At 75.4% G+C, this 13,471-nt stretch carries 15 protein-coding genes; 1 reads left to right on the top strand and 14 read right to left on the bottom strand.

The features are described from left to right. Positions 1-230 precede the first annotated feature (230 nt). A complete protein-coding gene (locus tag AB0O19_RS06250) occupies positions 231-572 on the top strand; it encodes a hypothetical protein (protein ID WP_363618132.1) in 342 nt (113 codons plus the stop codon). Between the two features lie 3 nt (positions 573-575). On the opposite strand, the gene AB0O19_RS06245 is transcribed toward AB0O19_RS06250, so the two are convergent. The 14 genes from AB0O19_RS06245 to AB0O19_RS06180 all read right to left on the bottom strand — a co-directional run bounded on the left by AB0O19_RS06245 (position 576) and on the right by AB0O19_RS06180 (position 13,422). Beyond that, entirely contained in the window at positions 576-1,505 is a 930-nt protein-coding gene (locus tag AB0O19_RS06245; RefSeq protein WP_363618130.1) for an ornithine cyclodeaminase family protein, read from the bottom strand. Between the two features lie 68 nt (positions 1,506-1,573). Then, positions 1,574-2,602 carry a proline racemase family protein gene (locus tag AB0O19_RS06240; protein ID WP_363583874.1) on the bottom strand — a complete coding sequence of 343 codons (1,029 nt, stop codon included), beginning with the start codon at positions 2,600-2,602 and terminating at the stop codon, positions 1,574-1,576. Further along, complete coding sequence (locus AB0O19_RS06235) at positions 2,602-3,972, bottom strand: aldehyde dehydrogenase family protein (RefSeq protein WP_363618488.1); 1,371 nt, start codon at positions 3,970-3,972, stop codon at positions 2,602-2,604. Before AB0O19_RS06235 ends, AB0O19_RS06240 begins: the two co-directional genes overlap by 1 nt. A gap of 75 nt (positions 3,973-4,047) precedes the next feature. Then, on the bottom strand, positions 4,048-5,052 hold the full coding sequence (locus AB0O19_RS06230; protein WP_363618128.1) for a proline racemase family protein: 1,005 nt from the start codon (positions 5,050-5,052) through the stop codon (positions 4,048-4,050). Positions 5,053-5,167: 115 nt separating this feature from the next. Continuing rightward, positions 5,168-6,076, bottom strand: a complete 909-nt coding sequence (locus AB0O19_RS06225; protein WP_363583878.1) for a dihydrodipicolinate synthase family protein — start codon at positions 6,074-6,076, stop codon at positions 5,168-5,170. An 84-nt stretch (positions 6,077-6,160) separates the two neighbouring features. Further along, on the bottom strand, positions 6,161-7,633 hold the full coding sequence (locus AB0O19_RS06220) for an NAD(P)/FAD-dependent oxidoreductase (RefSeq protein ID WP_363618126.1): 1,473 nt from the start codon (positions 7,631-7,633) through the stop codon (positions 6,161-6,163). Then, entirely contained in the window at positions 7,614-7,928 is a 315-nt protein-coding gene (locus AB0O19_RS06215; RefSeq protein ID WP_363583882.1) for a (2Fe-2S)-binding protein, read from the bottom strand. Before AB0O19_RS06215 ends, AB0O19_RS06220 begins: the two co-directional genes overlap by 20 nt. Positions 7,929-8,060: 132 nt before the next feature. Continuing rightward, positions 8,061-9,230, bottom strand: coding sequence for an FAD-dependent oxidoreductase (locus AB0O19_RS06210; protein ID WP_363618124.1), 1,170 nt, complete (start codon positions 9,228-9,230; stop codon positions 8,061-8,063). A gap of 163 nt (positions 9,231-9,393) precedes the next feature. Next, a complete protein-coding gene (gene tatC, locus AB0O19_RS06205) occupies positions 9,394-10,335 on the bottom strand; it encodes a twin-arginine translocase subunit TatC (protein WP_363618122.1) in 942 nt (313 codons plus the stop codon). A gap of 76 nt (positions 10,336-10,411) precedes the next feature. Continuing rightward, complete coding sequence (gene tatA, locus AB0O19_RS06200; protein ID WP_363583888.1) at positions 10,412-10,729, bottom strand: Sec-independent protein translocase subunit TatA; 318 nt, start codon at positions 10,727-10,729, stop codon at positions 10,412-10,414. A 255-nt stretch (positions 10,730-10,984) separates the two neighbouring features. Then, positions 10,985-11,161 (bottom strand): hypothetical protein, encoded by a 177-nt coding sequence (locus AB0O19_RS06195; RefSeq protein WP_159398379.1) that lies wholly within the window; start codon positions 11,159-11,161, stop codon positions 10,985-10,987. 60 nt (positions 11,162-11,221) lie between these two features. After that, positions 11,222-11,428 carry a hypothetical protein gene (locus AB0O19_RS06190; protein ID WP_363583890.1) on the bottom strand — a complete coding sequence of 69 codons (207 nt, stop codon included), beginning with the start codon at positions 11,426-11,428 and terminating at the stop codon, positions 11,222-11,224. Positions 11,429-11,455: 27 nt separating this feature from the next. Then, a complete protein-coding gene (locus AB0O19_RS06185) occupies positions 11,456-12,403 on the bottom strand; it encodes a WYL domain-containing protein (protein ID WP_363618486.1) in 948 nt (315 codons plus the stop codon). Between the two features lie 26 nt (positions 12,404-12,429). Beyond that, positions 12,430-13,422, bottom strand: a complete 993-nt coding sequence (locus tag AB0O19_RS06180) for a WYL domain-containing protein (protein ID WP_350877984.1) — start codon at positions 13,420-13,422, stop codon at positions 12,430-12,432. Positions 13,423-13,471 lie beyond the last annotated feature (49 nt).

The following is a 13,471-nucleotide window of genomic DNA, read 5'->3' as shown; positions in this document are numbered from 1 at the left end:
TACAATGTCACGTTACGTTGAGTGCGCAACATTCCACGATTCGAACGGTCCCTCAGCACCCGAGGCCCCGGCCGAAACCCATGGTGGCAGCGGCCGGCGGCCGTGACAACGGCCGGCGGCGCACGACCTGTCGCCCGCCCTGCTCATACGGAGCCGGCCCGGCAGGGGATCCCTTCCCGCCGGGCCGACTCCCGCTTCACAGCCCCCGACACCCGCCAGGAGCAACGGACTTGGGAATCGAGATCGCCCTGTACGACGACCACCCCAACAAGGGCGGCCGGTCCGTCCCGACCCTGCTGCACCTCTCGGTCGACCACGGCCCGGCCCTCGCCGCCGCCCTGGCCGCGCACGCCGGGCCGGCCGACCGCCGGCCCGGACGGCTCGGCCGGATCGACCCGTACGGCGACACCCGGTTCAACGAGCAGGACGCCGGCGCCGCCTTCGAGGAGGCCACCGTCCTGCTCGCCCGCTGCACCACCGAGGAAGAGCGGGCGGCCGTCCGCGACCTGCGCAACCTGCTCGCCCACTGCGCCGCCACCCCGGGCAGCTGGCTCCACTTCCTCGGGGACTGAAGGTCAGCCCGCCCCGGTGCTCCGGTACACCTCCGCCGCGACCGCCAGGTCCTCCCACGCCATGCCGACGCTCTTGAAGAACCGCGGCCGCCCCGCCGGCACCAGCGCGTCGCCGCGCACCAGCTCGGCCAGGTTCCACACCTGCCGGCCGGCCACGCCCGCCATGATCAGGTCGCCGGCCTCGCGGGCCGCCACCGTCCGCGCCTCCACGTACAGTTCGGCCCGCCCGACCAGCACCTCGTCCACCTCCCGCGCGTCCGGCTCGTGCGAGCCGACGGCCGCGACGGCGGCGTGCGCGGGCACCAGGGCGCCGTCGAACAGCGGCGTGCGCGCGGTGGTGCAGCAGACCACCACGTCCGCTTCGGCGACCGCCTCCGGCCCGCCGACCCCGGCCGCCAGCCCGAGCTCCCGCCCGTACGCGGCCAGGGCCCCGGCCCGTCCGGCGTCCCGCGCCACCACGGTGAGCCGGGTCAGCGACCGGACGGCCAGCAGCGCGTCCAGGTGCCCGTACGCCTGCGGCCCGGAGCCGAACAGCACCAGGTGCTCGGCGTCCGGCGCGGCCAGCCGGCGCAGCGCGACGGCGGTCACGGCGGGTGTGCGCAGCGCGGTGAGCGCGGCGCCGTCGAGCAGGGCGAGCGGCTGCAGGGTGGGCCCGTCGAGCAGCAGGTAGCTGCCGGTGATCCGGGGCAGTCCCCGCCCCGGGTTGGCGGGCGCGACCCCGGCGATCTTCACCCCGGCGTACGGGCCGGCGGCGGCCGGCATCATCAGCAGTTCGCCGGCCGGGACGGGGACGGCCGAGCGGGCCGGTGCCGGCTCCGGGTCGAACCCGTCGAGCAGCACCCGCTCGATCGCCGCCACCGCCTCGCCGGGCCCGACCCCGCCGACGCCCGGCACGGCGTACTGGAGCGGCTCAGCCGCCGTACCGGGCGGCACAAGAGGCGACGCAGGAGGCGGCGCAGCAGGGTCCACAGGAGGGTTCGCGGGAGGGTTCGCGGGAGCGGTCACAGGAGGAACCCCGCGCCCAGGTCGTCGTCCGGTTCCAGGACGAACGCGTGCTCGCCGGTGCGGTGCGCGCTGCCGGTGACCTCGGTCACGACGCCGCCGTCCAGCGGGTCGCCGCCGGGCAGGACGCGGCCGGTGAAGACCGTCCCGATGACGGACTCGTGCCGCAGTTCCTCCCCCGGCGCGAGCCGGCCCTCGGCGGCGAGGACGGCGAGCCGGGCGGAGGTCCCGGAGCCGCAGGGTGAGCGGTCGATCTGCCCGTCCGCGAAGACGGTGACGTTCCGCTGGTTCAACACGCCGTCCTCCGAGACGAGTTCGTCGAACAGGATGACCCCGTACACCCCCGACAGGAGCGGGTCGCTCGGGTGCGCCACCGCCGCCGCGCCGGCCAGCAGCTCCCTGATCTCCCGCCCGGCGGCGGTGAGTTCGGGCAGCTGCGCGGGCTCGACCGCGAGGCCGAGGGCGGCCGCCGGCACCGAGGCGTAGCAGGCGCCCGCGTGCGCCACCGCGACCTCCACGGTGCCCCGTGAAGTGGCCAGCGGCAACTTCAGAGCGGCGACCCGGGTGGGCACGTTGCGGAAGGTGACGCCGGTGGTCCGCCCGCCGGCCCGGTGCACCAGCGCGGTGACCCGGCCGGACGGCACGTCGATCCGCACCCGGGCCACGCCGTCGGCGGGGGCCGCGACCCGCCCGGAGTCCACCGCCCAGGCGCCGAGCGCGATGGTGCCGTGCCCGCAGGCCGTCGAGTAGCCGTCCTTGTGCCAGAACAGCACCCCGAAGTGCGCCTCGTCGTCGTCCGGCGGTACCAGGAACCCGCCGTACATCCCGGCGTGTCCGCGCGGTTCGCGGCTGAGCAGCTGCCGGGCGTCGTCCAGCGCGCTCGGCCGGGGCGCGGTCGCGCTGCCGCCGGCGCCGAGGGCGATGGCCCGCCGTTCGGCGACGCTGTCGCCGGGGATCGCGGGCACGCCGTCCAGCACGATCCGGAACGGCTCGCCGGCCGCGTGGTAGTCGACGGTGCGGACGGGCATCACGCGCCACCGCCCGGCAGGACGCTGACGGTGCGGCTGACGGTGTAGAAGTCCAGCGCCGCCTGGCCCTGCTCGCGCTCGCCGTGGCTCGCGCCCTTGGCGCCGCCGAACGGCAGGTGGAAGTCGACGCCGCTGGACGGCGCGTTGACCCGGATCATGCCCGCGTCCAGCCGGTCGGCGGCGGCGAGCGCCACGTCCAGGCTGCGGGTGTGCACCGAGGTGGAGAGGCTGTGCGGGGTGTCGTTGGCGAGCGCGATCGCCTCGTCGAGGTCGGCGGCGGCGTGCAGCAGCGCGACCGGGCCGAAGAACTCCTCGCGGGCCAGCGGGTGTTCGGCCGGCACGTCGGTGAGCAGGGCCGGTTCGAGGTACCAGCCGTCCCGCTCGGGTGCCCGGCCGCCGGTGAGCAGGGTGGCCCCGGCGGCGACGGCCGAGTCGACGGCGGCCGTCAGCCGGTCCCGGGCGGCGGCGTTGATGACCGGCCCGCAGGCCGTGTCGTCGACCAGTTCCAGCGCCTTGACCAGGGCGTCGCGCAGCGGCTCGTACGCGGCGCCGACCGCGATCACCCGGCTGGTGGCGGTGCACTTCTGTCCCGCGTACCCGGCGATGGCGGCGGCGAGGTGGGCGGCGGCCTGCGCGAGGTCGGCGTCCGGCAGCACCAGCGCGGCGTTCAGCCCGCCGAGTTCGGCCTGCACCGGCACGCCGCGCTCGGTGGCGGCCCGCACCACGGCCCGGCCGACGCCGGTCGAGCCGGTGAAGGAGACCACGTCGGCCGTGTCGACCAGCGCCGCGCCCTCCTCGGCGCCGCCCGGCAGCACGGTGAACACGTCCTCGGGCAGCCCGGCCCCGGCGGCCAGTTCGGCCAGCCGCAGCGCGCAGGCGGTCGCCTCGGGCGCCGGCTTGAGCACCGCGGTGTTGCCGACCGCCAGCGCCGGCGCGGCCTTCCAGGTGGGGATCGCCAGCGGGAAGTTCCACGGCGCGATCAGCCCGGCGACGCCGTACGGGCGGCGCCGGGTGAGCAGCAGCCCGGGCCCGGCGGCGGTCTCGTGCACCGCCCCGGACGGCGCGAACGGCGCCTGCGCGTAGTAGCGCCAGATCGCCGCGGTGCGGGCGACCTCGCCGCGCGCCTCGGCGAGCGGCTTGCCGACCTCGCGCACGATCAGCCCGGCCAGCTCGTCCGCGTGTGCCTCGACCGCTTCGGCGATCCGGCCGAGCGCCGCGGACCGGGCGCCCGCGCCGGCCGCGAGCCAGCCGGGCTGGACTGCCCGGGCCCGGGCGACGGCGGCCCGGACGGCTTCGGCGCCGGGTTCCTCCACGGCGACGACGAGGTCCGCGGGGTCGGCGGGGTTGTACGAGGTGATGGTCACGACCAGCAGCCCTTCGAAGGTGGTTCAGCGGACGTCGGAGCGGGCCCCTCCCCCAGAGGCCGGCTCCTCTTTCAAACAGCTCTACAACAGGAACCCGGCCGGGAACGGGTCGCGCGGGTCGAGGAAGTACTGGGCCGTGCCGGTGACCCAGGCCCGCCCGGTGACGGTGGGCACCACGGCGGGCAGACCGGCCACCTCGGTCTCCTCGACCAGGCGCCCGATGAAGGTCGTCCCGATGAAGGAGTCGTTGCGGAAGTCGCGCCCCAGCGGCAGTTCGCCGCGCGCGTGCAGCTGCGCCATCCGGGCCGAGGTGCCGGTGCCGCAGGGCGATCGGTCGAACCACCCGGGGTGGATGGCCATCGCGTGCCGGGAGTGCTCGGCGGTGGAGCCGGGGGCGAGCAGCTGGACGTGGTGGCAGCCGTGGATGGACGGGTCCTCCGGGTGCACCGGGCGGTCGGGGCTCGCGTTGATGGCGGCCATCAGGGCCAGTCCGGCCTCCAGGATGTCCTGCTTGCGCTCGCGCTCGAAGGGCAGCCCGAACTCGGCGAGCGGCAGGATCGCGTAGAAGTTGCCGCCGTACGCCAGGTCGTAGCCGATCGTGCCGTACCCGGGCACCTCGATCTTGGCGTCCAGCGCGGCCGAGTAGGACGGCACGTTGCGGATGGTCACCGCGGTGGCGGCGCCGTCCTCGACCCGCACCTCGGCGATCACCAGCCCGGCGGGCGTGTCCAGCCGCACCGTGGTGACCGGCTCGACCACCGGAACCATGCCGGTCTCGACCAGCACGGTGGCGACGCCGATGGTGCCGTGCCCGCACATCGGCAGCAGGCCGGAGACCTCGATGTAGAGCACGCCGAAGTCGGCGTCCGGCCGGGTCGGCGGCTGGAGGATGGCGCCGCTCATCGCGGCGTGGCCGCGCGGCTCGTACATCAGCAGGGTGCGGAAGTGGTCCAGGTGCTGCTGGAAGTGCACCCGGCGCTCGGCCATGGTGGCACCGGGAATGACGCCGAAGCCGCCGGTGATGACCCGGGTCGGCATGCCCTCGGTGTGCGAGTCGACGGCGTGGAACACGTGACGGCTGCGCATGGCTCTGACGACTCCCGTCGGAGTGGGCGTACGGAGGTGCTGACCGTACGCGGGATCGGGTGGGTGGGGCCGGGCCGGCTGCCCCCTCAGCCGGCCTGGTGACGAAGTCTCCCGGTTATGCCAGGCCCTCGGCCAGCGCCTTCTCGGTGGCCGCGCGGACGGCCGCCTCGATGTCCGGGGTCAGCGGCTGGCGCGGCGGGCGGACCGGGCCGCCGGCGCGCCCGGCGATGTCCATGGACAGCTTGATGGCCTGGACGAACTCGGTCTTGGAGTCCCAGCGCAGCAGCGAGTGCAGCGACTTGTACAGCGGCAGCGCGGTGTCCAGCTCCTGCGCCACGGCGGCCCGGTACAGCGCGACGCTGGCCTCCGGCAGGGCGTTCGGGTAGCCGGCGATCCAGCCGACCGCGCCGGCCAGCGCCAGCTCCAGCAGCACGTCGTCGGCGCCGATCAGCAGGTCCAGCCCGGGGGCCAGTTCGGCGATCTCGTACGCCCGGCGGACGTCGCCGCTGAACTCCTTGACCGCGACGATCGAGCCCTCGCCGTGCAGTTGGGCGAGCAGCGCGGGGACGAGGTCGACCTTGGTGTCGATCGGGTTGTTGTACGCGACGACGGGCAGTCCGGCCTTGGCCACGTCGGCGTAGTGCGCCCGGACGGACGCGTGGTCGGCCCGGAAGGCGTTCGGCGGCAGCAGGAGCACGGAGCCGGCGCCGGCCTCGGCGGCCTGCTCGGCCCAGCGGCGGGACTCGGCGCTGCCGTAGGCGGCCACGCCGGGCATCACCCGGGAGCCGTCGCCGGCCGCCTCGACGGCCACCTCGACGACGCGGGCGCGCTCCTCGGCGGTGAGCGTCTGGTACTCGCCCAGCGAGCCGTTGGGGACGACGCCGTCACAGCCGGACTCGATCAGCCAGCGGACGTGCTCGGCGTACGCGTCGTAGTCGACGGAGAGATCCGGGCGCAGCGGGATCGTGGTGGCGACCATGATGCCGCGCCAGGGCCGGGCGGTGTCGTGTGGGGTGTTGGACACGGTGAGCTCCTTGGTGAGGTGTGACATTTTATTAGAGGAGATGGGCCGGAGACAAGAGTCCCCGGCCCGCATGTTCGACGGACCTCAGGCCGTATCGGCGTCCTCACCGGACGACCCGGACGACCCGGACTGCCCGGACGACCCGGACTGCCCGGCCGCCAGCTGCGACAGCGGCACCGGGCAGGCCAGCGGCCGCCGGTCCGGCCCCGGCTCACCCGAGCCGGCCAGGCAGGCCACGGCCGGACCGCACATCCGGCCCTGGCACCAGCCCATCCCGGCCCGGGTGAGCAGCTTGACGGTGCGCGGATCGCCCGCGCCCAGCTCGTCCACGGCCTCCCGGATCGCCGAGACCGGCACCTCCTCGCACCGGCAGACGTCGGTGTCCGGGCGCAGCCAGCCGGTCCAGCCGGGGCCGGGCCGGTGGGCCGCGGCCATCAGGTCGGCGAAGTTCCGCAGCCGGGCCCGGCGGCGCAGCAGTACGGGCTTCGGCGCCCGGTCGGCCACGGCGTGCGCGACCAGTTCGCCCTCCACGATCGCGAGGTCCGCGCCGCCGACGCCGTTGGTCTCCCCCGCCGACCAGAGGCCGGGCACGGTGGTGCGCAGCCGGGCGTCGACCCGGAGCCCGACGGCGCCGTCCGGGGCGGTCCTGGTGGCCGCGCCCAGTTCGGTGGCCAGGTCGATCTGCGGCAGCAGCCCGTGGCCCACGGCGACGGCGTCGCAGGTGATCCGGCGTTCGGTGCCGGGCACCGGCCGCCAGTCGGCGTCCAGCCGGGCCACCGTGACGGCGGTGACCCGCTCGGTCCCGTGCGCCTCGACGACGGCGCTGCGCGGGCGCAGCCGTACGCCGTGCCGCAGCAGCGTGCTCCCGTGCCCGGCGCCCTCGACGAGCTTGGCGGGGACGGCCGCCAGGGCGCCGGGGCGCCGGGCGTAGCCGAGGTAGTCGGTGGCCTCGACGACCGCGGGCACCTCGGCCCCGGCGGTGACCAGCGAGGACGCCGCCGCGAGCAGCAGCGGCCCGCTGCCGGCCACCACGATCCGCCGCCCGGGCAGCACCAGCCCGGCCTTGAGCATCGCCTGCGCGCCGCCCGCGGTGACCACCCCGGGCAGGGTCCAGCCGGGGAACGGCAGCTGGCGCTCGTACGCGCCGGTGGCGAGCAGCACGGACGCGGCCGGGACGGTGGCCCGGTCGGTGGCCTCCGGGCCGCGCGTGACGTGCACGGCGAAGCCGTCGCCGGTCCGCTCCAGCGCCCACACCTGGTGGCCGCCGAGGAAGCGGACCCGCCCGGCCCGCTCGTGCGCGGCGAGCCGGTCGGCCAGTCCGGTGTAGACGGACCAGCCGTGGTGGAGCCGGTCCGGGCGGGCGGCGCCGAGGCCGGGCGCGGGGTGCCGGTAGTACTGCCCGCCGGTGCTGTGACCGGCGTCCAGCAGGACGCAGCGCAGCCCGAGGTCGGCGGCGGTCACGGCGGCCGCGAGCCCGGCCGGGCCGGCACCGATCACCGCGAGGTCGGGGCGTCGGGCCGCTTCGGCGGCGGCCCGGTCAGACGGCGAGGTCGGCACGGCCGTGGCCCTCCTGGGTGGTGACGGTGGTGCCGGGTTCGGCGGGGAGCAGGCAGGTGCGCTGGTTGGGGCGGCCGTCGACGGTGGCCAGGCAGTCGAAGCAGGCGCCGATGCCGCAGAACACTCCGCGCGGCCGGCCGCCGACCCGGGTGGTGCGCCAGGCGAGCACGCCGTCGGCCCAGAGCGCGGCGGCGATCGACTGTCCGGGCAGGGCCGGGACGGGTCGGCCGTCGAACTCGATGTGGTGGGCGGGGCCGGGTTCGGCCCGGACCAGGTCGGCGGGGGTGCGGCGCATCGGCGGCTTCTCCGTTCCGGGGTTGGTCGACGGACGAGGGCGGTCGACACGACAGGGGCGGTCGACACGGCGGGGGCGGTCGACGAACGAGCGTGGTCGGCAGGCGGACAGCGGTGGTCGAGGAGCCCGGGCTCAGGCCCCGGCGTCCGACGGGAAGCGGTCCGGGCGGAACGGCGCGAGGTCCAGTTCCGGCTGCTTGCCGGTCAGTTGCTCGCTGATCAGCAGGCCGGTCGCCGGAGCCAACCCGATGCCGGCGCCCTCGTGCCCGCAGGCGTGGTAGAGCCCGGGCGCCCTGGGGTCCTCGCCGATGGCGGGCAGGTGGTCCGGCAGGTACGGACGGAAGCCCCGGTAGGTGCGCATCACGGTGACGTCCGCGAGCACCGGGAAGAGCGCCGCGGCCTGGGCGGCGAGCCGCCGCAGCACCTCCTGGGAGAGGGTGCGGTCGAAGCCGACCCGTTCGCGGCTGGCGCCGATCAGCACCGGCCCACCGGGGGTGCCCTCGACCACGGCGGAGGTCTGGAGCCCGGCCGAGCCGCTGGCGACGTCGGCGACGTAGTCGGCGGCGTAGACCTTGTGCCGGACGATCCGCGGCAGCGGCTCGGTGACCAGGACGAAGCCGCGGCGGGGCATCACCGGCAGGTGCACCCCGGCCAGCCCGGCCAGTTCGCCGCCCCAGGTGCCGGTCGCGTTGACGACGGCGGGGGCGTCGAGTCGGCGGCGGTCGGTCCGCACGCCGCGCACGGCGCCGTCCGGCCCCCGGTGCACGGCGGTCACGGTCTCGCCGGTGATCAGCTCGGCGCCCATCCGGCGGGCCTCGCGCAGCAGGTGGGCGGCGGCGAGGGCGGGCTGGACCTGGGCGTCCTGCGGGTAGTGGAAGCCGCCGGCGAGGCCGGGGGCGAGGTGCGGCTCCAGCTCGTGCAGCCGCTCGGCGGGGATCTCCTCGGCGGTGACGCCGGCGGCGGCCTGGCCGACGGCGAAGGCCCGCAGGGCGTCCTGCCCGGCCGGGGTGGAGGCGATCACCACGCCGCCCTTGGGCTCGTACTCCACGGCCGCGCCGAGGTGTTCGGCGAGGTCGTGCCAGAGCCGGGTGCTGAGCAGGGCGAGGTCGAGTTCGGGCCCGGGCTCCTTGTCGGAGACCAGCAGGTTGCCCTCGCCGGCGCCGGTGGTGCCGCCGGCCACCGGCCCGCGGTCGACGACGGCGACGGTGAGCCCGGCGCGGGCCGCGTAGTAGGCGCAGGCGGCGCCGACCACGCCGGCGCCGACCACGACGACATCCAGGGGAGGTCTCTGGGTCTTGAGCACGTCAGTAATATGTCACATGCCATCCACCCTGCCAAGACCACCCGCCGGATCCCGAACCAGGCCGGAGCAGCGCAAAAGCCCGGGCTCACCGGGCCGGAGCAGCGCAAAGGCCCCGGCCCACCGCGTCGGGCGGCGGGCCGGGGCCTCAGGGTGCGCTACCGGCTCAGGTGATGTCGTCGATCTGCTCGTGACGGGCGGCCGGCACCGGGGCGCCCGCCGTCGGCGCGGCCGAGGCCTGGACCATCTCCGTACCGGCCACCGGCTGCACCGAGAGGTCCAGCTCCGAGGCCTCCTCGTCGCTCAGTCCGGCGTCGGGGTCGCGGCGCTCCTTGCGCCTGTCGTTGAAGATCGCGATGCCCACCGCGAGGAAGTACAGCGCCCAGATCGGCGCGGCCAGCGTGAGCATGCTCACCGGATCGGCGCTCGGGGTGGCGAAGGCGGCGAAGACCGTGATGCCCATGACCATGCCGCGCCACCAGCCGAGCAGCCGCTTGCCGGTGACCATGCCGACCATGTTCATCATCACCAGCAGCAGCGGGAACTCGAAGGCCAGGCCGAAGACCAGCACCATCCGGGTGGCGATGTCGAGGTAGTCCTCGGGCGGCAGGATCGGCGTGGTCTTGTCCGGGGTGAACGAGATCAGCACGTCGACGGTGGTCGGCAGCACCAGGATGGCGCAGCCCACGCCGGCCAGGAAGAGCGGCGCCCCGCACAGCATGAAGATGACGGCGTACTTCTTCTCGTGCCGGTGCAGACCGGGTGCCACGAAGGCCCAGACCTGGTAGAGCCAGACCGGCACGGTCGCGACCACACCGGCCGTCAGTGACACCTTGAGCATCCAGGTGAAACCGGCGGTCAGACCGATGTTGGAGACCTGGGCGCACTTGCCCTTGAAGTGGTCGGCAGTCTCCACGGTGCAGCGCGGCAGCGGCTCCAGCAGGAAGTTCTCGATCTGCCTGTGGTAGATCGCCGCCACGATGGTGATCAGCACGATCGCCAGGACCGACTTGACCACGCGGTTGCGCAGTTCCCGCAGGTGGTCGGTGAGGGCCATCCGCCCCTCAGGATCCTTGGACGCCTTCGACGCCTTGGAGAGCTTGCTCAACCCCGGTCCTCAACTCGTGCGTCGAGGCCCGCCGGTCGACGGGCCTCCGTGGTCGCGTTCGTCACGTGCGCCGCACTCAGTGCGGGCGGTCGCCGTCGGCCGCGGACGGCCCGGCGGCGGGCTCGGCCACCGGGCGGGCGGTGCCCGAGGCGCCCGGAGCGGCCTGGATGGTCCTGGCCGCGGTCGTCGCCGAACCGCCGTCGACCCGGGGCGCCGGAGGCGGCGTCGCGGCGGCGTCCTCCTCGGCGCCGTCCGAGCGCATGGCCTTGGCCTCGCTCTTCAGGATCCGCATCGACTGCCCGAGCGAGCGAGCCAGGTCGGGCAGCCGCTTGGCGCCGAACAGCAGGACGGCGAAAATCACGACCACCACGATCGCGGTCATCGAGATGCGCATTGCGCGACCACCTTCACTCATGGCGACCCGTCGGGCCCCCCGCCGCGGATGGTAACCGCTGCGGATGACGCCACGACGACGGCCGCCCGAACAGGACAGCGGCCCCGGTTCGCAGTTCAGGAGCCATCTGCAGGAGCCACCTGAGAGCGTAACCCGCCCCCGCCTCCCCGCAGCAGCCCCCGTACCACCGACGGCCCTCCTGTGCTAAACGGCACTGCCGAGCGGGCACCACCCGAGGGGCACCACCGGACGGCCCTACCGGCCCGGTACGGCCTCCGCCAGCTCCCCCGCCGCCTCGGCCAGCGCCCGCGAGGCCGCGTCCACTCCCTTGGCCAGCGCCCGCACGTCCAGCCAGAGCCGGATCGCGAGCACCCCGAGGACCAGCAGGCCCGCGGTGGCGAGCAGGACGGCGGCGACGAGCATCCAGGACATGCGCCCCACCCTATCGGGCCCGGCCCCCCGGCCGGGTCCGGAGGAGGGCGCCCGGCGGCGCTACCCCTCGGCCGGGACGAGCCGCATGGTGCGCACCCCGGCCCCGACGAGCGCCGCGACGATCTTCTCCCCGGCCGGCTTGCGCACCGCCGCCCCGCAGAGCGGGCAGCCGAAGCTGTAGTGCGCCTGGGCCGGGGTGCGACCGAGGGTCAGCCGGAACTCCTCCGCCGGGAGCTCGACCTTCTCCCGGCACTCGGAGCAGTACACCTTGAATCTGGTCCCGGGCTCCACCGATCAGACCCGCCCCTCCCCGTCGGCGACGGTCTGCTCCCCGTACGCGGCCAGCGCTTCCAGGGCGGCCGCGCGGGCCTGCCCGGCCAGCCCGGGCGGCGAGACGATCCGGCCGTCCCGGCCCAGCCGCAGCGCCAACGGGCGCAGCTGGGAGGGATCGGCGCTGCGCAGGGTGATCCGCAGCCCGCCGTCGGGCAGTTCCTCGGCCCGGTCGTGGGTGTAGTACTCGGCCACCCAGCGCCCGCCGGAGGTGACCTCGACGACCACCTCGGGGTCGTCCGCGGACGGGTTGACCAGCCCGCCGCTCAGGTCGCGCGGCTCGCGCCGCGGCGGGTCGGCGGGGACGTCCAGCACCCGGATCTCGGCGACCCGGTCCAACCGGAACATCCGGTGGTCCTCGGAGGTGCGGCACCAGGCCTCGAGGTAGGTGTGGCCCTCGGTGAGCAGCCGGATCGGGTCGACCTCGCGCTCGGTCATCCCGCCGCGCCCGTGCGAGTAGTAGCGCAGCCACAGGCGGCGCCCCTCGCTGAGCGCGCGGTCGATGTCGGCGAACACGTGGCCCTCCGCCTCGAAGGTCACGCCGACCCGGGCGCTGCCGGCGGCGCTCTCGCCCGCCGCGTTCTCGATCTTGACGACGGCCCGGGTGAGCGCCTCCCGGTCGCCGGCCCGCAGGCCGGGCAGCCCGGCCACCGCACGGGCGGCGACCAGCAGCGCGGTGGCCTCGTCGGCGGCGAGGCGCAGCGGCTGGGCCACGTCGTCGACGTTGTGCCACCAGATCCGCTCGCCGTCGGTGTCGATGTCGAGCAGGTCGCCGCCGCGGAAGCTGGTGCCGCACATCGGCAGCACGTTGAGGTCCCCAATCAGCTCGCGCTCGGAGATCCCGAACGCGCGGGCCACCTCGGCCACCTCGGCGCCGGGGCGCTCGCGCAGGTAGGTGACCAGCGACAGCATCCGCCGCGTCTGGTCGATCGCGTTGCTCACGCCTGAACCCCTCCGCTTCCGTTCACCACGTCCAGCCCGGCCACGGCCCGCAGCCGGTCGATCACGTCGGCCCGCAGCTCCTCGGGCCCGAGCACCAGCACGTCCGGCCCGAACTCGGCGAGGTCGGCGCCCAGCCCGTTGCCGTACGGGATCTCCAGCTCGTCCCAGCCGTCGTCCACCCGCGCGCTGCTCAGCGCCTTGGTGCGCAGCGGGAAGCCCGCTCCCCGGCGGACCCGGACGGTGGCGGTGGCGGTGGCGCCCTCGCCCGCGAACTTGGCGACGGTCGCGCGGACGTCGACGTGCTCGGGCACGGTGCCGAGGAAGGCGCCGGTCCTGGCCCGGACCTTGCCGGTGATCCGGCTGAGCCGGAACACCCGGGCGTCGCCGCGGTCGCGGTCCCACCCGGCCAGGTACCAGTGCCCGCGCCAGCACTCCAGCGCCCACGGCTCGACGGTGCGCAGCTCGCCGGCGGCGGCGCCGGCCTTGCGGTACTCGAAGCCGACCGGGCGGCGGTCCCGGGCGGCGGTGAGCAGCGGCTCGAACGCGGCCTCCCGGGCGGGGATGCGCGGCTCCAGGGCGGTCCGGCCCTCGGGCTCGGCGAACGGCACCCCGGCGGCGCGCAGCTTCTGCAGCGCGCCGCTGGCCGCGCCGGACATCTTGGCCTGCTGCCAGACCCGGGCGGCCAGGGTCAGCGCGGCCGCCTCCTCGGCGTCCAGCGCGATCTCGGGCAGCCGGTTGCGGTCGGCGCGGGCCAGGTAGCCGAGCTCGCCGTCCAGGGCGCTCTCGTCGACGTCGATCACCAGGCCGAGTTCGCGCAGGTCGTCCTTGTCCCGCTCGAACATCCGGTTGAAGGCGTCCTCGCTGCTGTTCTGCCAGGCCTCGCGGTACGCCTCGATGGATTCCCGCAGCTCCTTCTTGGAGAGCGGACGTCTGGTGTTCATCAGGCACAGGGCGAGATTCATCAGCCGCTCTGCCTTGGCGATCGCCATCGCTGACCCTTCCGGTGTGCCGCGCCGTGCGCGGGGTGCGCCAACCGGG

Origin of the sequence: Kitasatospora sp. NPDC091276 (genome assembly GCF_040684355.1) — a bacterium.
Classification (GTDB): domain Bacteria; phylum Actinomycetota; class Actinomycetes; order Streptomycetales; family Streptomycetaceae; genus Kitasatospora.
The sequence above is the reverse complement of the archived record's forward strand: the minus strand, read 5'-3'. Positions and strand labels throughout refer to the sequence as shown.

What these genes read in the sequence shown, in the direction of transcription:
- AB0O19_RS06180 (WP_350877984.1), bottom strand. Translation starts at nt 13,422, where the DNA reads ATGGCGATCGCCAAGGCAGAGCGGCTGATGAATCTCGCCCTGTGCCTG.
- AB0O19_RS06185 (WP_363618486.1), bottom strand. Translation starts at nt 12,403, where the DNA reads ATGCTGTCGCTGGTCACCTACCTGCGCGAGCGCCCCGGCGCCGAGGTG.
- AB0O19_RS06240 (WP_363583874.1), bottom strand. Translation starts at nt 2,602, where the DNA reads ATGCCCGTCCGCACCGTCGACTACCACGCGGCCGGCGAGCCGTTCCGG.
- AB0O19_RS06195 (WP_159398379.1), bottom strand. Translation starts at nt 11,161, where the DNA reads ATGTCCTGGATGCTCGTCGCCGCCGTCCTGCTCGCCACCGCGGGCCTG.
- AB0O19_RS06215 (WP_363583882.1), bottom strand. Translation starts at nt 7,928, where the DNA reads ATGCGCCGCACCCCCGCCGACCTGGTCCGGGCCGAACCCGGCCCCGCC.
- tatA (WP_363583888.1), bottom strand. Translation starts at nt 10,729, where the DNA reads ATGCGCATCTCGATGACCGCGATCGTGGTGGTCGTGATTTTCGCCGTC.
- AB0O19_RS06230 (WP_363618128.1), bottom strand. Translation starts at nt 5,052, where the DNA reads ATGCGCAGCCGTCACGTGTTCCACGCCGTCGACTCGCACACCGAGGGC.